This is a genomic window from Rhodococcus sp. 15-725-2-2b (assembly GCF_002259075.1).
GTDB lineage: Bacteria > Actinomycetota > Actinomycetes > Mycobacteriales > Mycobacteriaceae > Rhodococcoides.
In genome coordinates this window covers 12,675-32,229 of sequence record NZ_NPFL01000018.1, presented here as the reverse complement: position 1 = coordinate 32,229, position 19,555 = coordinate 12,675, and the positions used below count along the sequence as shown (strand labels likewise).

16 protein-coding genes, 1 tRNA gene and 1 pseudogene are annotated in these 19,555 nt (G+C 64.7%); 9 read left to right on the top strand and 9 right to left on the bottom strand.

Going from position 1 to position 19,555, the window contains the following annotated elements; genetic code table 11:
- Positions 1 to 82: 82 nt before the first annotated feature.
- The 4 genes from CH306_RS20565 to CH306_RS20550 are packed head-to-tail and all read left to right on the top strand — an operon-like array spanning position 83 to position 4,307.
- Positions 83 to 1,423 (top strand): branched-chain amino acid ABC transporter permease, encoded by a 1,341-nt coding sequence (locus tag CH306_RS20565; RefSeq protein ID WP_052049316.1) that lies wholly within the window; start codon positions 83 to 85, stop codon positions 1,421 to 1,423.
- A 7-nt stretch (positions 1,424 to 1,430) separates the two neighbouring features.
- Positions 1,431 to 2,420 (top strand): branched-chain amino acid ABC transporter permease, encoded by a 990-nt coding sequence (locus CH306_RS20560; RefSeq protein ID WP_032394313.1) that lies wholly within the window; start codon positions 1,431 to 1,433, stop codon positions 2,418 to 2,420.
- Entirely contained in the window at positions 2,413 to 3,510 is a 1,098-nt protein-coding gene (locus CH306_RS20555; protein WP_094629258.1) for an ABC transporter ATP-binding protein, read from the top strand. The genes CH306_RS20560 and CH306_RS20555 overlap by 8 nt, the downstream gene beginning before the upstream one ends.
- Positions 3,507 to 4,307 carry an ABC transporter ATP-binding protein gene (locus tag CH306_RS20550; RefSeq protein WP_032394315.1) on the top strand — a complete coding sequence of 267 codons (801 nt, stop codon included), beginning with the start codon at positions 3,507 to 3,509 and terminating at the stop codon, positions 4,305 to 4,307. The genes CH306_RS20555 and CH306_RS20550 overlap by 4 nt, the downstream gene beginning before the upstream one ends.
- Before the next feature lie 144 nt (positions 4,308 to 4,451).
- On the opposite strand, the gene CH306_RS20545 is transcribed toward CH306_RS20550, so the two are convergent.
- Together CH306_RS20545 and CH306_RS20540 are read right to left on the bottom strand one after the other, a co-directional pair.
- The gene (locus tag CH306_RS20545; RefSeq protein ID WP_032394316.1) at positions 4,452 to 5,786 is read right to left on the bottom strand and encodes an ABC transporter substrate-binding protein; all 1,335 of its coding nucleotides are present in this window, start codon (positions 5,784 to 5,786) and stop codon (positions 4,452 to 4,454) included.
- 173 nt (positions 5,787 to 5,959) lie between these two features.
- A complete protein-coding gene (locus CH306_RS20540) occupies positions 5,960 to 6,592 on the bottom strand; it encodes an ANTAR domain-containing response regulator (RefSeq protein WP_032394317.1) in 633 nt (210 codons plus the stop codon).
- Positions 6,593 to 6,712: 120 nt separating this feature from the next.
- Here CH306_RS20540 and CH306_RS20535 point away from each other — a divergent pair.
- The 3 genes from CH306_RS20535 to CH306_RS20525 all read left to right on the top strand — a co-directional run bounded on the left by CH306_RS20535 (position 6,713) and on the right by CH306_RS20525 (position 7,765).
- Positions 6,713 to 6,789, top strand: a tRNA-Leu gene (locus tag CH306_RS20535).
- Position 6,790: 1 nt separating this feature from the next.
- Complete coding sequence (locus CH306_RS20530) at positions 6,791 to 7,030, top strand: hypothetical protein (RefSeq protein WP_032394318.1); 240 nt, start codon at positions 6,791 to 6,793, stop codon at positions 7,028 to 7,030.
- Between the two features lie 3 nt (positions 7,031 to 7,033).
- Entirely contained in the window at positions 7,034 to 7,765 is a 732-nt protein-coding gene (locus CH306_RS20525; RefSeq protein ID WP_094647834.1) for an AAA family ATPase, read from the top strand.
- Here the strand turns inward: CH306_RS20525 and CH306_RS20520 are convergent.
- Complete coding sequence (locus CH306_RS20520) at positions 7,750 to 8,739, bottom strand: AraC family transcriptional regulator (RefSeq protein ID WP_094629267.1); 990 nt, start codon at positions 8,737 to 8,739, stop codon at positions 7,750 to 7,752. The two genes, CH306_RS20525 and CH306_RS20520, sit on opposite strands and share 16 nt — an antisense overlap.
- Before the next feature lie 19 nt (positions 8,740 to 8,758).
- Between CH306_RS20520 and CH306_RS20515 the strand changes: the two genes are divergently transcribed.
- A complete protein-coding gene (locus CH306_RS20515; protein ID WP_256981223.1) occupies positions 8,759 to 9,379 on the top strand; it encodes an anthrone oxygenase family protein in 621 nt (206 codons plus the stop codon).
- On the opposite strand, the gene CH306_RS20510 is transcribed toward CH306_RS20515, so the two are convergent.
- Positions 9,355 to 9,558 (bottom strand): hypothetical protein, encoded by a 204-nt coding sequence (locus tag CH306_RS20510; protein ID WP_141214795.1) that lies wholly within the window; start codon positions 9,556 to 9,558, stop codon positions 9,355 to 9,357. The two genes, CH306_RS20515 and CH306_RS20510, sit on opposite strands and share 25 nt — an antisense overlap.
- Before the next feature lie 56 nt (positions 9,559 to 9,614).
- On the opposite strand from CH306_RS20510, the gene CH306_RS20505 reads away from it, so the two are divergent.
- Positions 9,615 to 10,133, top strand: a complete 519-nt coding sequence (locus CH306_RS20505; protein ID WP_045194985.1) for a DNA-deoxyinosine glycosylase — start codon at positions 9,615 to 9,617, stop codon at positions 10,131 to 10,133.
- Here the strand turns inward: CH306_RS20505 and CH306_RS20500 are convergent.
- From CH306_RS20500 to CH306_RS29850, 5 genes and pseudogenes are all read right to left on the bottom strand, one after another.
- The gene (locus CH306_RS20500; protein WP_094647833.1) at positions 10,099 to 11,028 is read right to left on the bottom strand and encodes an acyl-CoA thioesterase; all 930 of its coding nucleotides are present in this window, start codon (positions 11,026 to 11,028) and stop codon (positions 10,099 to 10,101) included. The two genes, CH306_RS20505 and CH306_RS20500, sit on opposite strands and share 35 nt — an antisense overlap.
- A complete protein-coding gene (gene pyk, locus CH306_RS20495) occupies positions 11,029 to 12,447 on the bottom strand; it encodes a pyruvate kinase (RefSeq protein ID WP_082073683.1) in 1,419 nt (472 codons plus the stop codon). It abuts the gene before it with no gap.
- 122 nt (positions 12,448 to 12,569) lie between these two features.
- A complete protein-coding gene (locus CH306_RS20490) occupies positions 12,570 to 14,075 on the bottom strand; it encodes a glutamate synthase subunit beta (protein ID WP_094647832.1) in 1,506 nt (501 codons plus the stop codon).
- Positions 14,068 to 18,651 carry a glutamate synthase large subunit gene (gene gltB / locus CH306_RS20485; protein ID WP_094647849.1) on the bottom strand — a complete coding sequence of 1,528 codons (4,584 nt, stop codon included), beginning with the start codon at positions 18,649 to 18,651 and terminating at the stop codon, positions 14,068 to 14,070. The genes CH306_RS20490 and gltB overlap by 8 nt, the downstream gene beginning before the upstream one ends.
- A 267-nt stretch (positions 18,652 to 18,918) precedes the next feature.
- Positions 18,919 to 19,530 (bottom strand): annotated as a pseudogene (locus tag CH306_RS29850) (NINE protein); the annotation flags it as partial.
- Between the last annotated feature and the right edge of the window lie 25 nt (positions 19,531 to 19,555).

Genomic DNA, 19,555 nt, shown 5'->3' with positions numbered 1-19,555 from the left:
TACCCGTGGCACAACGACAACCGTCCGGAGGACGTGCGTGGCTCCAAATGTTCGATGGACCAGAAAGGTGCAACCGCCGAGGTTGCGCGCAAGATCTGCCGTTCGGCTCCTTCAGCGAACACTCCTACTCGCCGTTCTGAGTTCCATTGCCGCGCTGCTGTTCAGTGCGCCGGCATTGGCCCAGGAACCTACCCCCACTCCCCCGGCAGCGCCGGGGACCAGTGCCGAACAGGCACCACCGGCGGACGCGGTCAGCGTCGCCGGATCCCTGAACAACGGTGGCGAACGACTCGTCGGCGTCGACGTCGCGGCGCTCGACGCGTCCGGCTCCGAAGTCGCCCGTACCACCAGTGAAACCGGGGGCCGGTGGACCCTCGAACTGTCTCCCGGCACCTACACGTTCCAGGTGGTTCAGGAAACGCTCCCCGACGGCGTCAGCGTCCAGGGCGAGGTCCAGCGCGATGTGCAGGCCGGGCGTTCCAACACCGTCATCTTCTCGTTCGGTGAGGCCAGAACCGCCACCACCATTCCGTTCTACGAGAAGTTCGTTCGCACCACCGTCGACGGCTTCCGTTTCGGCCTCGTCATCGCGCTCGCCGCGGTCGGGCTGAGTCTGATCTTCGGCACCACCGGTCTGACGAACTTCGCACACGGAGAACTCGTCACACTCGGTGCCGTCGCGGCGTGGTTCTTCAACGTCAGTGTCGGCATACAACTGATCCCGGCCACGCTGCTCGCGATAGTCGTCGGAGTCGCGATCGGCTGGCTCAACAATGCCCTGATCTGGCGGCCGTTGCGCAAACGGCGAACAGGCCTCATCGCTCAGCTGGTGGTCACCATCGGCCTGGCGATCGCACTGCGTTATCTCATCCTGATCTTCTTCTCGGATCGCTCCGAGCCCTTCGACGATTACCAGGCGCAGACCGAGAACGACTGGGGTCCGTTGTCGATCACCAACGTCAACCTCGCCTGCATCGTCATCAGCATCGTCGTCCTGGTCGGCGTCGCGCTGATGCTGCAGCGCACCAAGATCGGCAAGGCCATGCGTGCGGTGGCCGACAACCGGGATCTGGCCGCGTCCTCCGGTATCAACGTCGAGCGCGTGGTCACGTTCGTCTGGTGCCTCGGCGGCGGCCTGGCTGCCCTCGGCGGCGTGTTGTTCGGGCTCTCCGAACTCGGCGGTCGCGTCCAGTGGGAGATGGGCTTCAAACTTCTGTTGCTCATGTTCGCCGGCATCACACTGGGTGGCCTGGGAACGGCCTACGGCGCATTCCTCGGTTGCGTCATCGTCGGTCTGCTCGTGCAGTGGTCGACGCTGGTCATCAATCCCGATCTCAAATACATCGGAGGGTTGCTCGTCTTGATTCTCATCCTCGTCGTCCGTCCACAGGGCATCCTCGGCTCGCGACAAAGGATCGGGTGACCTTCACATGGATATCATCGGCGCACTTCAGATCTCACTCGCTCAGCTGGTCGGCCCGTCCGCCATCTTCTACGCCCTGCTCGCCATCGGCCTGAACCTGCACTTCGGCTACGCCGGACTGCTCAACTTCGGCCAGATCGGCTTCGCACTGCTCGGCGGCTACGGCGTCGGCATCACCACGATCACCTACGAACAGCCGCTCTGGCTCGGCATTCTGGTCGGTCTCGCCGCGGCAGGACTGCTCGCCCTGGTCCTCGGCATCCCGACTCTGCGACTGCGAGCCGACTACCTCGCGATCGTCACCATCGCCGCGTCGGAAATTCTGCGACTCGTGTTTCGTTCCACCGCAACGGATTCGGTGACCAAGTCGACCAACGGCATCACCGGCTTCGCCGGCCCGTTCACCAGCATGAGTCCGTTCGAGGGTGGCAAGACGTACAGCTTCATTGGCGTGCGATTCCTGGGTAACGACCTGTGGGCCATGCTCGTCGGCTGGACGCTGGTCCTGCTGCTGTGCGGGGTGGTCTACCTCCTGACGCACAGCCCCTGGGGACGTGTGCTCAAGGCCGTTCGTGAAGACGAGGACGCGGCCCGCTCGCTGGGTAAGAACGTGTTCGTCTACAAGATGCAGGCGCTGGTTCTCGGTGGTGTCATCGGCGGCATGGGCGGCGTGTTCAACGCACTGCAAACCCAGTCCATCAACCCGGACTTCTACTCGACGGCGCAGACGTTCTTCGCCTTCGGTGCCCTGATTCTCGGTGGTGCCGCAACGGTGTTCGGCCCCGTCCTGGGCGCGATGCTCTTCTGGTTCCTGCTGTCCATTCCCGATGCCATTCTGCGACAGCTGATCTCCGGCGACGACCCGGTGCTCAACCTCACCGGCGCGCAGGTCGGTGCCACGCGGTTCGTGCTCCTGGGAATTCTGATCGCCGTCTTGATGGTGTTCAGACCTCAGGGCATTCTCGGCAACAAGCGAGAGGTTCAACTCAATGCCTGACCCGAGCAAGGATGCCGCCGCAACAGCGGCACCGAGCAAGAAAGCAAGCACCCTCGAATCACGTGCTGCCAAAGCACTGTCGAGTGATCAGCGGTCGGCGTTGTTCGCCGGTGTCGCCAACGAGCCCGGATCCCCCAAGCCCGACGCCACCCTGGTGGTCGACGGCGTCTCTCGCACCTTCGGCGGCCTGAAAGCCGTAGACGTGGCGCACCTGGAGATCCAGCGTGGGTGCATCACCGGACTCATCGGGCCCAACGGCGCAGGCAAGACCACCCTGTTCAATCTGCTCACGGGATTCGATCGACCCGACACCGGTACCTGGTCGATGGACGGCCAGGAACTGGGTCGGATGCATCCGCACCAGGTGGCACGCAAAGGTGTCGTCCGTACGTTCCAGTTGACCAAGGCGCTGTCGAAACTGACTGTGCTGGACAACGTTCGGCTGGGCGCAACCGGTCAGCGCGGCGAGCGCATGATCAACACGTTCATGCCGTGGACGTGGAAGGCCCAGGAACGTCAGATCACCGAACGCGCCTACGAGCTGTTGGGGCGCTTCAAGCTCGACGCCAAGGCAGACGACCTGGCCGGCTCGTTGTCCGGCGGCCAACGCAAGCTGCTCGAGATGGCGCGCGCGCTGATGACCGATCCGTCGGTGGTCATGCTCGACGAGCCGATGGCTGGGGTCAATCCTGCTCTGACGCAATCGCTTCTGGGGCACATCAAGTCGCTTCGCGACGACGGTATGACGGTGGTGTTCGTCGAGCACGACATGGACGTCATCCGCGACATCAGTGACTGGGTGGTGGTGATGGCACAGGGCAGCATCATTGCCGAGTCCACCCCCGAGGAGCTCTCCAACAACGGAGCCGTCGTCGATGCGTATCTCGGTAGCCATCACGATCAGGCTCTGGAATTCGATGCCGACGGCAATCCGGTCGGTGCCACTGCGGAGCTCGCAGAGGCACTGAAGAAGGCCGAGGCCGAGGAACTCGAAGCGGGAGGCGACCTCTCGGAGCCGGAGTTCGTACGCCCGGTGGTAACCGACGTGACCGAAGGCGGCTCGCACCGGGCCGAGGAGGACGAACGATGAGCGAACAGACATTGACGCCGGCAGAGTTCGCCGCGACACCCGAGGAGCACGCCCGCCTCGCCGAAGGTGCATTGCTGCGCGCCGATGGCTTGGTGGCCGGGTACATCCCGGGCGTCAACATCCTCAGTGAATGCAACTTCTTCCTCAACGACGGGGAGATCGTCGGCATCATCGGACCCAACGGAGCCGGGAAGTCGACCCTCCTCAAGACCCTGTTCGGGCTGGTTGCCGTCCGTGAGGGCAGCGTCAAACTGCGAGGTGACAACATCACCTCCGCCGAAGCGCACGTCCTGGTCACCAAGGGAGTCGGCTACGTTCCGCAGACACAGAACGTCTTTCCGTCGCTGACCATCGAAGAGAACCTCGAAATGGGAATCTATTTGCGTCCCAAGAAGTTCGGCGAGCGATTCGAGTTCGTCAGCGAACTGTTCCCGCTGCTCGGTGAGCGCAAGAAGGTCAAGGCGGGCGCACTGTCCGGCGGCGAGCGACAGATGGTCGCCATGGGACGCGCACTGATGATGGAGCCGTCGGTACTGCTGCTCGACGAACCGTCGGCCGGACTGTCACCGATGTTCCAGGACGAGGTGTTCATCCGCTGCAAGAAGATCAATGCAGCGGGCGTGTCGATCATCATGGTCGAGCAGAACGCCCGTCGTTGCCTCCAGATCTGCGACCGCGGCTACGTTCTCGATCAGGGCCGTAATGCCTACACCGACACCGGTCCGGCGTTGATGAACGACCCGAAGGTGATCGAGCTGTACCTCGGCACGCTGGCAGGAAGCAAGGAGAAGAAGTAGCTCCTCGCAACGACGAAGGCCCCGGTTCGATCGGCATCGAACCGGGGCCTTCTCGCTGCCGTCGAACGTGCGGCACATACGCAAGCCACTGGGCCCGAGTCCTGATCGAGGACTCGGGCCCAGAGGCTGTGTGACAGTTACAGATCACTCACCGACGACGATGTAACCGTCCGTCGTCAGGGTGTTGTCCGGTCCGAAGACCAGGTTGCCGTAGGAACCGGTGGCGGGCTCTCCTGCGTCACTGAAATTCAGCGCGCCGGTGATTCCGTCGTAGTCGATGTCGGTTCCGGCCTTGACGAGCGGAAGGCACTCGGCGTAGCTGGTGCACTTGGTGCCGTCCTTGGTGACGCTGTTGATGTTGGCAGCGATGTCGGTGCCTGCCGTCGACTTGGCCTGCTCGGCCGCGAGTGCCGAGATGACCACCGCGTCGTAGGACTCGCCTGCGTAGTTGAAGTCCACCAGGGCCGGATCCACGCTCTTGAGACGATCCTGGAATCCGGTGCCGACGTCGGTCAACGGGGTGGTGCCACGCATCGTGTCCAGCAGACCTGCTGCCACCGACTCTCCGAGGGCGTTACCCATGTTGCCGTCGACTCCGTAGACCAGCGTGCCGTCGGACGGTCCGATGCCGATCTCGTGCATACGGGTGATGATCTTCGCGGACTCCTCGAAGCCGATGATGGCCACGGCGTCCGGGTTGAAGTTCTTCACGCCGTCGACCTCTGCGTTGAACGACTGTGCGTTCGGGTCGTAGATCGTGGTCTGGATCTGGTCCGCCGCGATGCCGGCCTCTTCGAGGTTGTCCGCGGTGTTCGCGGCCAGGCCCGTACCGTACGGGTCGTTGAGCGCGAGGATGGCGACGCGCTGCGCACCGTCCTGGGCGATCAGCTGGGACAAGGCCTGTGCCTGCAGCACGTCGGTGGGTGCGGTACGGAAGTACTGACCCTTGTCCGGGTAGCAGACGAACTGGTCGGACGTGTTGGCCGGCGAGAACTGCACGACGCCTGCGCTGGCGATCTTGTCGATGACCTTGAGCGAGACCGAGGACGACGCCGCACCGACGATGACGTCGGCACCGCCGGCGAGCAGACGGTCGACCGTGGTGTTGGCGGTATCGGTCGTCGTGTCGCCCGAATCACCGGGGATGAGCGTGACGGGCTGCTCGAGGACGCCACCGGCGGCGTTGACGTCGTTGACGGCCAACTGGACGCCGGCAACTTCGGGCGGGCCGAGGAAGGCCAGGGTTCCGGTCTCGGGGAGAAGGGTGCCCACCACCAGCGGTGCCGTATCCGGGGTTGCCCCGGCAGTGGCCTGCTCGGGCGTGCAGTCGGTGGAGACGGTCGTTTCCGCGGCTGCAGTGCCGCCGCTGGCACTGGTGGAGTCGGTCGAGCCCGAGTCGTCGCTCGACGAACAGCCGAACAGTGCGAGCGAGGTAACGCTCAGCACCGCAGCCGTGCGGACATAGGTCCGAATTGCCATCTAGGTTCTCCTTGAAATTGCTCGTCGATGAAGCGCACCTGAGTTACATGTCGCTCACGTGTGGGTCAGACGCTAATGCTCGGAGCTGATTCGCAAGGCCTAGAACGACGCTCGTGACCTGACTGTGACCTAGGGAGTCGAAGTTTTACGTGGCCGTAGCTTTCGAGGGCCGATCAGCTCTCTGCCACAGGCTTGTTCGCAGGGGTACCGAGCGTGTCGATCACGACCTCCGCGACGGCCTTCATCGTCGTCCTGCGATCCATGGCGGCGCGCTGAATCCACTTGAACGCCTGCGGTTCTGTGAGAGATTGCGATTCCATCAGGATGCCCTTGGCCTTCTCGATGAGCTTGCGCGTCTCGAGCCGGTCCTGAAGATCCACGATCTCGGATTCGAGCGCGGAGATCTCACCGAAACGACTGGCGGCCAACTCCACCGCAGGCATCAGGTCGGCTTTGGTGAACGGCTTGACCAGATACGCCATCGCTCCGGCATCGCGTGCCTTCTCCACGAGCTCGCGCTGACTGAACGCGGTGAGAATGACGACGGGCGCGATGCGCTTCTCGGCGATCTCCGACGCCGCATCGATTCCGTCCCGACGCGGCATCTTCACGTCCATGATGACCAGATCGGGACGCAGTTCGACGGCCAACTCCACCGCCTGCTGACCGTCGGCCGCTTCACCGACGACGTCGTAGCCCTCTTCGCGGAGCATCTCCACGAGGTCGAGCCGGATCAGGGATTCGTCCTCTGCCACCACCACGCGAAGCGGGGGCTTGCCAGTACCGTGCGCACCAGGAGCGTTCATCTGTATCGGTCTCCTTTGACAGTCATCGCCCATCGGGGCCGTCGAGCATCTGAAGGGTACCGGTGCGCGACCCCGAAAGCGCATCTTCTAAACTCGTCAATCGTTGCTTGAAAGACGCCAGCCCTCGTATCCCAATTGGCAGAGGAAACGGATTCAAAACCCGTCCAGTGTGAGTTCGAGTCTCACCGAGGGCACCACGTGGATACATCCCCGTTCGCGACGTCGGTGATCGTCTTCGTCGATCGCGCCTACAGTGGGGTGATGTACATACCCAGCAGTCTTCGTTGCCACGACACCAGTGCGGGCAGTTTGTGCGCAGCGAAGGTCGACCATCGGTTCGGGGATTCGGCGGACCTGTCGGCGCAGTGGGTCTTCTACACCTGCAGCGCGGACTCCGCCCACGAGACCGGTTACGTCGACCGCCTGGTCACTGCCTGAACCATGTTCGTAGAGCGCGCGTACGTCCACACCGACAACGTCGGAGCGGATTGGCCCTTCACCGTGCCCGCAGTCGCCGACCTCGCCCGTGACGGACTCGAATTCCTGGCTCCGGTCACAATTCTGGTCGGCGACAACGGTTCCGGTAAATCCACCCTGGTCGAGGCGATCGCCGAGGGTTTCGGAATCGATGCCCGCGGCGGTCGGGCGGCGCAGCAGTCGCGTCGACTCGACGAGGTGACGAGCGCTCTCGGTGAGGTACTCGAGCTCGAGACCACACCGCGGGGTTCTCGCATGCTTCGTGGTCCGCGACAGCAGAAGCGTGGCTTCTTTCTGCGCGCCGAGACCGCGTTCGAAATGGCCGAAAACCTCAGCGGGATGCCGGGATTCTGGGACGAGAACACCGCCGAGATGAGCCACGGCGAAGGGTTCCTGACCATGTTCGGTGCAATGTTGGCCGAACCCGGCTTCTACGTCCTGGACGAGCCGGAATCTGCCTTGTCGTTCACCGCGAGCCTGCAGCTCGTTGCACTGATGTCCGAGCTGGGCGACGAGGGCGCGCAGATCGTCTGCGCCACCCATTCACCGATTCTGGCGTCGACCCCCGGTGCCGACATCGTCGAAGTCGGCGAACATGGTCTGCGCCGAAGCACCTGGGACGAACTCGAATTGGTCCAGCATTGGCGTCGCTACCTCGAAGACCCGAACAGCTATCTCCGTCATCTGCTCGACTGAACCGCGGCCATCGACACCTCGGGACGGCGACGCACACTTCCAGGCGAGACCCCCATCGCCCGCTTGAACGCTTTCCCGAACGCCGCCTCCGAGAGATACCCACTGCGCCGGGCCAATTCGGCCAGCGCGACGTCCTCGGAACGCAGGGTCTGATATGCGACCTGCATTCGCCACGTGGCCAGGTAGCTCATCACGGATCGACCGACCAGCTCGGTGAAACGCGCCGAGAACGCCGAACGCGACATGTTCGCGCTCGACGCCAGAGCCGCAACGGTCCACCGCTGGTGAGGATGTCGATGAATCAGGGCCAGAGCAGCGCCGATTCGATCGTCCTGCAACGCTCCGAGCCACCCCGACTGCGCTCGCGCAGTGCCGCCGATCCACGACCGCAGCGCCAGGATCACCAGAATGTCGGACAGCCGGGTGATGACCGCTTCTCCCCCGGGCTCGAGAACTCGGGCTTCGTCCGCCACCATCGCCAGGACGTTCTGCATCCTCGTTTGCTGCGGTCCTGGCTCCGCATCGACGAACACCACGGCAGGAAGCAGACGGACGAGCTGTTGCGCCGCAGGGTGATCCAGCCGCACCGCCCCGCACACCAGAGTGGCAGGCGGTCCTGCTCCTTCACCGTGAGTGATCACCGCATAGCGGTCGCTGACGTACTCGTGCGGGAGGTCGTACACACTCACCGCTCGTGTCGCCGCATCCGCGTCGGCGGCGAGAACATGACCGCGCCCATGAGGGACCAACGCGAAATCGCCTGGCACCAACTCCCGCGTCGGCTCATCGGGAACCGCCAGCAGGCACCGACCGTCCACCACCGTGTGAAACCACAGCGCATCCTCCATGGCGGGCAGGTCGAGACCCCACGAACCGCTCATCTCCGATCGTACGTAGAACGATCCGGTCATCCGTAGAAAGTGCAGGGCCTCACCGAGCGGATCGGGCGATTTCCAGGGGTCGAGTCCACGCATCGATCGATTGTCCCACGACATGGACGATCGGACATCGAATCCGGCGTTTCGAGCATTGTTCATCCTGCCGTTCCGAGCAACAGTGGACGACAGAGCAATTCTCGACGAAAGGACCACCGACCGTGAACATCCACCGAACAGACCCGTCGTGATCGAGCGGGCGTCCTCGGTCGCCACCACCGTATCCGCCGTCGGATGCGGATCGATGGCAGGAGTGCTGCTCGCGTTCTCCGTCAGCGTGCTGCCCGGCCTGGCGACACTGCCGGTACCCGACGCGATCGCCGCGATGCAGAGATTCAATGCGGCGATTCTCGGTCCGGTGTTTCTCGGCCTCTTCTTCGGAACAGCCGTATCATGCACTCTCGCAGCGATTCTCGCCGTGTCGGCCGGTCGGGGGTCACCCCTGCTCGTCGTGAGCGGTGCCGTTCTCTACATTCTCGGCTGCGTCGCGATCACGGCCGTTCTGAACGTCCCCCTCAACGACACGTTGGCCGGCGTGGATCCCGGCAGTGCTGCCGGCGCTCAGGTGTGGCAGAACTTCACCGACACGTGGACGCGATGGAACAACGTGAGGACGATTGCGGCGACTGCCGCCTGCGCTGTCCTGATCGTGGGTCAGGGCAGATCGGCACTGGGCTGATCGGACACCGAATCCTGATGTCTCCTGCGGATTTCTTCCTCGAACCGCGCGATGAGGTGGTCGGTGTCGGCGGTGGAGACATCCCGCGCGCCTTCGTCCATCGCGGCGTCACGCCCCCGACGCAGCGCGGCGAGTTCGGCTTCGAGTTCGTTGTTGTCGAGTACGCGTGGATCCAACATGACCTCCATTGTGGTCCCCGTCCGCTGCCCCCGCGGGGATTTGCTGTAATCGCGCAATGAACGTCGTGCACAGTTTCGAGCCGATCGTCGGACCGGGCGCAACCATCCTGATCCTGGGGTCGATGCCCGGCGTCGCGTCGCTGGCCGCGCAGCAGTATTACGCGCATCCGCGAAATGCGTTCTGGCCGATCATGGGAACGCTGTTCGGTGCGGGCTCCGAGCTACCCTACGACGAACGCACCGAGCGTCTGCGCGGCCATGGCGTCGCCGTGTGGGATGTGCTGAAGCTGTGCACGCGAGAGGGAAGCCTGGACTCGGCGATCGTCGAATCCTCGATCGAGGCAAACGATTTCGGGAATCTGTTCGCCGAGAACCCTGGCATCGACAGGGTGTTCTTCAACGGAGCGAAAGCGGCCGAGAGCTACCGTCGCCACGTGAGGACGGTGACGCCCCACGTGAGATTCACCCGACTGCCGTCGACCAGCCCTGCGCTCGCCACGCTCGATCTCGCCGCGAAAACGCTGGAGTGGTCGAATGCCCTCAGGCCCGCTCCCGCTTCGGGAAGTGCCGGATGAGACCCTCCTGCACGACAGTGGCCAACAATTGGCCGTCCATCGAGAAGAAGCGTCCGGTGGCCAGCCCACGGGACCCGGCCGCTACCGGCGATTCGGTGGCGTAGAGAGCCCACTCGTCGAACCGGAACGGGCGGTGAAACCAGATGGAATGGTTGACCGTCGCCGCGACGATGCGATCGAGCCCCCACGACAGACCGTGGGTGGTGATGATCGAGTCGAGCACAGTCGTGTCCGACGCGTAGCCCATGGTCGCGGCGTGAAAGATCGAGTCGTCGGGCAGATCGCCGTCGGCCTTCATCCAGACCCGATTGTGGTTGAGCTTCTCGCCGGTGCCGTGCATGATCCACGCCGGATCGTTCGCGTAACGCATGTCGATCGGCTTGAGGGCGTCGACGAACATCTGCAGCCGGTCCTCGTACCCGACGAAGTGGTCGCCGAGCGGAGGCAATGCATCGGGGTACGGAACCTCGGGCACCTCCACGCTGTGCTCGAGTCCCTTGCCGAAATCCTGGAAGGCGGCGAGCATGACGAACAGCTCGTTGCCGTCCTGGACGGCGGTCACCTGACGGTTGGCGAAGGCGCGACCGTCACGCTGCCGTGATACCCGGTACTCGATGGGCTTCTTGACGTCGCCGCCGCGAATGAAGTGCGCATTGATCGCGTGCACGTCCCGCGAGGTGCCCGAGACGGTGCGGCCGGCCGCGATCAACCCCTGAGCCACGAGTTGCCCCCCGAACGTTCGGCTACCCACCTGCTCGGGGTGAACGCCGACGAACACGTCCTCCTCGATCTCCTCCAGTGCGAGGAGATCGAGGAGCGTCTCGAGATCGGTCTTGCGTACAGCTGTAGTGCTCGGCGCGCTTTCGCTGACGCCGGTTCCCCCCGCTTCGACCACTTACCGGTCCTCTTCTCCGATTCGGTGCACATGGATCAAGTTGGTCGAGCCTACTGTGCCGGGAGGGGCACCGGCCACGATCACGACCTGATCGCCCTTGTTGTACCGACCGAGTTCGAGCAGAGCCTTGTCGACCTCTTTCACCATCGCGTCCGTCGAGCCCACATCGGGGACCAGGAACGTCTCGGTGCCCCAGCTCAGCGACAGCTGGCTACGGACCTCGGAGATCGAGGTGAAGGCGAGCAACGGCAGCTTGGTGTGCAGGCGAGCCAACCGTCGAACGGTGTCACCCGACTGGGTGAACGCGACGAGCGCCTTCGCGTCGAGCCGCTCGCCGATGTCACGGGCGGCGTACGAGATGACGCCACGCTTGGTGCGCGGGACGTGTGTCAACGGAGGAACACTGTCGCCCTCGGTCTCGACGGTCTCGACGATGCGGGCCATGGTCCGCACGGTCTCCATCACGTACTTGCCGACCGAGGTCTCACCGGAGAGCATGACCGCGTCGGTGCCGTCGAGCACTGCGTTGGCGACGTCTGACGCCTCGGCGCGCGTCGGCCGGGAGTTCTCGATCATCGATTCGAGCATCTGGGTCGCAACGATGACGGGCTTGGCGTTGGCGCGAGCGATCTGGATGGCGCGCTTCTGCACCAGCGGCACCTGCTCGAGGGGCAGCTCGACGCCGAGGTCACCGCGGGCGACCATGATCGCGTCGAACGCGAGCACGATGGCTTCGAGGTTGTCGACGGCTTCGGGCTTCTCGAGCTTGGCGATGACCGGAACTCGGCGGCCGACGCGGTCCATCACAGCGTGCACGAGTTCGACGTCGGCGGGAGAACGCACGAACGACAGGGCGATGAAATCGACACCGAGGGCGAGGGCGAACTCGAGGTCGGCGATGTCCTTCTCGCTCATGGCGGGAACGGACACATCCATGCCGGGCAGGGACACGCCCTTGTTGTTGCTGACCGGTCCACCTTCGGTGACGCGGCACAACACGTCGTTGCCTTCGACACCGGTGACCACGAGGCCGACCTTGCCGTCGTCGACGAGCAGGCGGTCGCCTTCTTTGGCGTCCTGGGCCAGCTCCTTGTAGGTGGTCGACACCCGGTCGTGAGTGCCCTCGCACTCCTCGACGGTGATGCGAATCAGCTCGCCGGCCGCCCAGGTGGTCGAGCCCTCGGCGAAACGGCCGAGACGAATCTTCGGTCCCTGCAGGTCGGCCAGAATGCCCACGGCTTTGCCGGTGGCGTCCGATGCTGCTCGAACCCTCTCGTAGTTGGCCTGATGATCGGGGTGATCACCATGGCTGAAGTTCAGTCGCGCGACATCCATTCCACTCTCGACGAGTTCGCGGATGCGCTCTGTGGTTGCGGTTGCGGGTCCAAGGGTGCAGACAATCTTCGTACGTCGGCTCACGAAGGCGAGCCTAGCCGCTGGACGTCGCGTTCTCTATCGCAGACGAGTCCACTCGAATACTACCGATCGGTAGCCGCGCTACCTTGCTGCTGAGACGGTCTGTACCGGTTCAGAGACGGGCGTCACACGACGGCGAGAGGCAGTGCAGTCGGGTGTACCGGCGACGGCAATTCCGAGTGTCCGGTGAGGAAGGCGTCGACTCCGTGAGCCGCCGAACGACCCTCCGCGATCGCCCACACGACCAACGACGCACCACGGTGCGCATCGCCACACACGAACACCCCGGGTGCGGTGGTCTGCCAATCCGGACCACACGAGAGCGCACCGCGCTTGGTCAGCGTCAGGCCGTACTCGTCGAGCAACGGACCATGCTCCACACCCTCGAAACCGATGGCGAACAACGCCAGATCGCACGGCAGTTCGACTTCTTCACCGATGGGCGTGACGATGCGACGACCGTCCGCGTCGCGCTGCACCTCCACCTCGGCGAGCACCATCGCGCGAACGTGCCCGCGCTCGTCACCGAGGAATCGCTGGACCGCGACCTGATGACGGACGACCCCACCCTCGGCGTGTGCGGGTGAGGTCCGCAGTACCAGCGGCCACGACGGCCAGGGCGAGAGGCTGTCGTCGCGGGCTCCGGGCAGAGCGGGGTTGTAGTCGAGCTGCGTCACCGACGCAGCACCCTGTCGGTGGGCCGTACCCAAGCAGTCGGCTCCGGTGTCGCCGCCACCGATGATCACCACATGCTTGTCGGCGGCCGAGATCGACGTGGGACCGTCGCCCTCGCACTCCTTGTTCGACGGCACCAGGTGTTCCATCGCAAGGTGGATGCCGTCGAGTTCACGACCGATCACCTCGGTGTTATCTCGGGCCCGCAGAGCCCCGACGGCGAGGACCACCGCGTCGAAGGATTCGCGTAGTTGCTCGACGGTGAAGTCGATGCCGACCTCGCATTCGGTGACGAAATGCGTTCCCTCGGCCCGCATCTGCATGAGGCGCTGATCGAGGACAGACTTCTCGAGTTTGAATTCGGGGATGCCGTAGCGGAGCAGTCCGCCGAGACGATCGTCGCGCTCGTAGACGGTGACGTCGTGTCCGGCGCGGGTGAGCTGTTGCGCCGCAGCCAGTCCCGCGGGACCGGATCCGACGACGGCGACTCGCTTGCCGGTGGTGATCGTCGGCGGCTGCGGAACGACGCTGCCTTCCTCCCACGCCAGATCCGCAATGGTCTGCTCGACCCGCTTGATCGTCACGCTTCCGCCGGTGGCCGCCTCGGAGATCGACAGCACACACGCCGATTCACACGGGGCCGGGCACACCCGCCCGGTGAATTCCGGAAAATTGTTGGTCGCATGCAGTCGGTCACTGGCCGCGTCCCAGCGGCCACGGCGCACCAGGTCGTTCCACTCGGGAATCAGATTTCCCAGCGGGCAACCCGCAGTTCCCGAGTGGCAGAACGGGATACCGCAGTCCATGCAGCGACGCGCCTGATCGGAGACCTCGGCGGCACGCTCGCTCGTCGGCTGGTGCGAGTACACCTCGTTCCAGTCCTTGACGCGCTCGCCGATCGGACGCTTGGCGGCCTCACGCTTGACGACTTTCAGAAATCCCTGTGGATCAGCCACGTGCAGCCTCCATGATCGCAGCATCGACGTCGCGCCCTTCGGCGCGCGCCATTCTTGTCGCTTCCAGCACTCGCTGGTAGTCGACGGGCATGACTTTGGTGAACAGCGCAGACCGCCGGGGCCAGTCGGCCAGCAACGAGGTCGCGACGGTGGAACCGGTCCAGCGCCGATGATTCTCGACGGTCTCGCGTAGCCACACCAGATCGTCCGGGTCGGGTGCCTGCAGTTCGACCATCGCCGGGTTCACGTCCGCGGGATCGAGACCGAGGACGAACGCGATGCCACCGGACATACCCGCAGCCAGATTGCGACCGGTCGGCCCGAGAACCACGACACGACCGCCGGTCATGTACTCGAACGCGTGGTCGCCCACGCCCTCGTTCACCGCGATCGCTCCCGAGTTGCGCACCGCGAACCGTTCCCCTGCCTTACCGCGCAGATACACCTCGCCCGAGGTGGCACCGTAGAGAATCGTGTTTCCTGCGATCACGTTGTCCTCTGCGACGAACGGCGCATCCTCGGCCGGTCGCACGACTATTCGGCCGCCCGACAATCCCTTGCCGACATAGTCGTTCGCGTCACCGACCAGGTCGATGGTGATGCCCGGCGGCAGGAAGGCACCGAGAGACTGACCGGCCGATCCGGTGAACGCGATGCGAATGGTGTCGTCCGGCAACCCGACCGCGCCGTAGCGACGGGTGACCTCGGATCCCAGAAGCGTTCCCACAGTGCGATTGACGTTGCGTACCGGCAACTCCAACGTGACCGGGTGGGCGTCCTCCAGCGCTCCCTCGGCCAACTGGATCAGAGTCCGATCCAGCGCGAGATCGAGACCGTGGTCCTGCGCGCGAAGGCGTCGACGCTGCGTCATCGGGGCTCCGTGGCGGTCGACGGGCATCGCGAAGATCGGCGCGAGATCGAGTCCCTTGCTCTTCCAGTGCGCCACTCCGGGTGCCGTCTCGAGCACATCGGCGCGACCGACGGCCTCGTCGATACTCCGGAAACCGAGCTGCGCGAGGTACTTTCGCACGTCCTCGGCGATGAACTTGAAGAAGTCCTCAAGGAACTCGGGCTTTCCGGTGAACCGCTTGCGCAGCTCCGGGTTTTGCGTAGCGACACCGACCGGGCAGGTGTCGAGGTGGCAGACGCGCATCATGATGCACCCCGCCACGATCAGCGGGGCCGTCGAGAACCCGAACTCCTCCGCGCCGAGCAGTGCCGCGACGATGACGTCGCGCCCGGTGCGCATACCGCCGTCGCACTGGACGGTGATGCGATCACGCAGGCCGTTGAGCACCAGCGTCTGCTGGGCGTCGGCGAGCCCGATCTCCCACGGAGCGCCTGCATGCTTGAGCGAGGTCAACGGCGCAGCTCCGGTTCCGCCGTCGTATCCGGAGATGAGGACGACATCGGCGTGCGCCTTGCTCACGCCCGTTGCCACCGTACCGACGCCGACGGAACTGACGAGCTTGACGTGCACGCGCGCCTTCTCGTTGGCGTTCTTGAGATCGTGGATCAGCTGCGCGAGATCCTCGATCGAGTAGATGTCGTGGTGCGGGGGCGGCGAGATGAGGCCGACACCCGGGGTCGAATGTCGGGTCTTGGCCACCCACGGATACACCTTGTAGCCGGGCAGCTGACCGCCCTCGCCCGGCTTGGCACCCTGCGCCATCTTGATCTGAATGTCGGTGGCGTTCACCAGGTAGTCGCTGGTGACACCGAACCGACCGCTGGCGACCTGCTTGACGGCACTGCGCCGCGTCGGGTCGTAGAGCCGGTCGACGTCCTCGCCGCCCTCACCGGAGTTGGACCGTCCACCGAGATTGTTCATCGCGACGGCCATCGTCTCGTGCGCCTCGGCAGAGATGGATCCGTAGCTCATCGCTCCGGTGTTGAACCGCGTGACGATCGACTCGACCGATTCCACCTCGTCGAGCGGAACCGGTGGCCGCACACCGTCCTTGAACTCGAACAGACCGCGCAGTGCGCCCCCTTCGCGAGCGAGCCGGTCCACCTCGTCGGTGTACTTCTGGAACACGTCGTATCGGCCGGTACGCGTTGCGTGCTGCAGCAGGAACACCGTCTCGGGGGTGAAGAGGTGCAGCTCGCCTTCGCGGCGGAACTGGTATTCGCCGCCGATCTCCAACCGGCGATGGACGCGGTCGGTCGGATTCTCGGGGTACGCCCGACGATGGCGCAGCTTGACCTCCTCGGCGAGCACGTCGAGACCGACGCCGCCGAGCTTGCTGACCGTGCCCTTGAAGTACTCGCGCACCACCTCGCGATCGAGACCGACGGCCTCGAAAACCTGTGCGCCGGTGTAGGATCCGACGGTCGAGATGCCCATCTTCGACATCACCTTGAGCACGCCCTTGCCGAGCCCGTACAGATAGTTCCGTACCGCGATCGTCGGTTCGACTCCGGTCAGTTCGCCCTCGCCGACCAGATCCTCGATCGACTCCATCGCCAGATACGGGTTGACCGCTGCGGCACCGAAGCCGATGAGCAGCGCCAGGTGGTGCACCTCGCGTGCGTCGCCGGACTCGACCACGAGCGCGACCTTGGTGCGCTCCTTGGTGCGCACCAGGTGATGATGCACCGCGGACGTCGCGAGCAGCGACGGAATCGGCGCACGCGTGTGGTCGGAGTCGCGGTCCGAGATGATCAGCGTGGTGTACCCCGCAGCGATCGCCTCCGACGCCCGGGCACGCAACTCCTCGATGGCCTCGGCGAGACCCTCGCCGCCGCGCTCGACCTCGTACAGCCCACGCAACACCGTGGCCGACAGTCCCGGATGATCACCGTCGTCGTTGATGTGAATGATCTTGTTGAGCTCGTCGTTGTCGAGCACCGGCCACGGCAACACGATCTGCCTGCACGACGCCGCCGTGGGCTCGAGCAGGTTCTGCTCCGGACCCATCACCCGCGAGAGCGAGGTCACGATCTCCTCGCGGATCGAATCCAGCGGCGGGTTGGTGACCTGGGCGAACAGTTCGATGAAGTAGTCGTAGAGCTGACGCGACCGCTGCGACATCACTGCGGCCGGGGTGTCGGTACCCATCGAACCGAGCGGCTCGCCCCCGGACGCGGCCATCGGCGTCAGCACCACGCGTAGATCCTCCTCGGTGTAGCCGAAGGCGACCTGCCTGCGCACCACCGAGTCGTGGTTGTACTGGATGTGAGCACGCTCGGGCAGGCTCTTGATCTCGAGCAGGCCCGCATGCAGCCACTCCTGGTACGGATGTTCGGTTGCCAGTTGGAGTTTGATCTCCTCGTCCGGCACCAGACGTCCGGCGACGGTGTCGATCAGGAACATCTTTCCGGGCTCGAGGCGACCCTTGGCGACGACCTCGGATTGCGGCACGTCGAGCACGCCTGCCTCGCTGGCGAGGATGACTCGGCCGTCCGCCGTCTGACACCAGCGGCCGGGGCGAAGACCGTTGCGGTCCAGCACGGCTCCGACGTAGCTGCCGTCGGTGAACGTCACGCAGGCCGGACCGTCCCAGGCCTCCATCATCGACGAGTGGAACTGGTAGAACGCTCGCACCCGCGGATCCATCGTGCGGTGGTTCTCCCACGGCTCGGGCACCATCATCATCACCACGTGCGGCACGCTGCGGCCGCCGAGGTGCAGTAGTTCGAGCACCTCGTCCAGGGACACCGAGTCCGAGGCATCGGGGTTGCAGATCGGGAACAGACGCTCGAGGTCCCCGGGGATCAGGTCACTCGACAGCAGCGCTTCGCGAGCCCGCATCCGGTTTCGGTTGCCCTTGACGGTGTTGATCTCGCCGTTGTGCGCAACGTAACGATGCGGGTGTGCCAGCGGCCACGACGGGAACGTATTGGTCGAGAAGCGACTGTGCACGATGGCAATGGCGCTCGTGCACAAAGGATTACGAAGTTCCGGAAAGTAGAGCGGCAGCTGCATCGTGGTGAGCATGCCCTTGTAGACGATGGTGCGCGAGGACAGCGACGGAAAGAACAGCCCCGAGCCTTCGGCCTCGATCTCGGGGGTGACCCGCTCGGAACGCTTGCGGAGCCCGTAGACGAGACGGTCGAGAGCGAGACCGGCCGGACGCGTGCCGTCGACCTCGGGGGCGGTGACGAAGAGGTAGCTCATGTACGGCATGCAGCCGAGGGCGGTGAGGCCGACGTCTGCTCGATCGGGATCGACCTCGACCGGAACCCAGCCCAGGATGTCCAGACCTTCTTCGGCCGCAACGGATTCGACGCGCTCGACGGCCATCGCTCGCTCACGGATGCCCTGCGGCAGAAAACACACTCCGGCCGCGAACGTGTTGTCGCCGTCGGCACCGGCCGCGGGCAGATCGAACGGCGCAAGGGAGGCGAGGAGTTCGACCGGCAGCTGAATCAGAATGCCCGCGCCGTCACCACTGTTGGGCTCGGCACCGGCAGCTCCGCGATGTTCCAGATTCTCCAGTGCCAGAACCCCGTCGGCGACGATCGCGTGGGAGCGGCGACCGGCGATGTCGGCGATCATCGCCACGCCACAGGAATCCTTCTCCGCGCTCGGGTCGTACAGACCTTGCTCCGCAGGCATCCGAGAAAACAGCACCACGATCACCTCCACGTAGGCCGGTGGGGTGCGTGAAGGGCGGTGCAGTGTGTTCGACGCTGCACCGGAAGTCTCGGCAACCCCGCCGGCTGGTCGGCTCGAGTCGACCGGAACGGTCGGAAGAGCCGAATTGAACTGCCTGTCGGGAACTCACCGGGACAGCTCTGGCCCGCGAAAGAAACCGGGATCTCTCCCGGATGGCGAAATCGTAGCAGCTGTCATTCGCATCGATGCAATCGCGAATGCCGGCTGCGACGAATGTGATGGTCAGTCGCGCAACGGCCGACCGTGCTGATCACGGACGCTGCCGGTGAGCATCATGATGCCGTCGATCAACGGCCAGATTCCGCCGATACCGCAGGTGAGCCACGTGACGGCGATCTGCGCAACCGCCATGCCCGGCTGGTTGAGATAGAAGCGCCCGGCTCCGAACGCGCCCAACAGAATGCCGAGCAGACCGGCCGTCAGCTTCTGCTTGTCGGAGAACGGCTCACCGGTGACCGGGTGCCGACCGTACGGAGCCATCGGGTCCATGTATCCGGGCCCGCCTGCGTACTGGGGACCACCGTATTGGGGAGCGCCGTATTGGGGAGCGCCGTACTGCCCGCCCTCATACGGCGGGGGCGGCGGCGCACCGTACTGACCGGAACCATCCGATGGTGGTGGGTAACCGGCACCGGGGGGAGGTCCGAACTGCCCCCGATCGTCGGCATCGGGAGTGCCGTGGCTCGGAGCGCTGTAGTTCGGAGCGCTGTAGTTCGGGTCGGGAGCCCCGTATACGGGACCCGAACCTGCGGGAGAGCCCTTCTCGAACGAGATGGTCGGCTCCGACGGAGTGGATCCGTCGCCTGGGGATCCGTCCGATGACGATGTACCCGATTCACTCACGTCGAACTCCCTTACT

What these genes read in the sequence shown, in the direction of transcription:
- CH306_RS20520 (WP_094629267.1), bottom strand. Translation starts at nt 8,739, where the DNA reads ATGCGTGGACTCGACCCCTGGAAATCGCCCGATCCGCTCGGTGAGGCC.
- CH306_RS20510 (WP_141214795.1), bottom strand. Translation starts at nt 9,558, where the DNA reads ATGTTGGATCCACGCGTACTCGACAACAACGAACTCGAAGCCGAACTC.
- CH306_RS20555 (WP_094629258.1), top strand. Translation starts at nt 2,413, where the DNA reads ATGCCTGACCCGAGCAAGGATGCCGCCGCAACAGCGGCACCGAGCAAG.
- CH306_RS20560 (WP_032394313.1), top strand. Translation starts at nt 1,431, where the DNA reads ATGGATATCATCGGCGCACTTCAGATCTCACTCGCTCAGCTGGTCGGC.
- CH306_RS20545 (WP_032394316.1), bottom strand. Translation starts at nt 5,786, where the DNA reads ATGGCAATTCGGACCTATGTCCGCACGGCTGCGGTGCTGAGCGTTACC.
- CH306_RS20515 (WP_256981223.1), top strand. Translation starts at nt 8,759, where the DNA reads ATGGACGATCGGACATCGAATCCGGCGTTTCGAGCATTGTTCATCCTG.
- CH306_RS20550 (WP_032394315.1), top strand. Translation starts at nt 3,507, where the DNA reads ATGAGCGAACAGACATTGACGCCGGCAGAGTTCGCCGCGACACCCGAG.
- CH306_RS20525 (WP_094647834.1), top strand. Translation starts at nt 7,034, where the DNA reads ATGTTCGTAGAGCGCGCGTACGTCCACACCGACAACGTCGGAGCGGAT.
- CH306_RS20540 (WP_032394317.1), bottom strand. Translation starts at nt 6,592, where the DNA reads ATGAACGCTCCTGGTGCGCACGGTACTGGCAAGCCCCCGCTTCGCGTG.
- CH306_RS20505 (WP_045194985.1), top strand. Translation starts at nt 9,615, where the DNA reads ATGAACGTCGTGCACAGTTTCGAGCCGATCGTCGGACCGGGCGCAACC.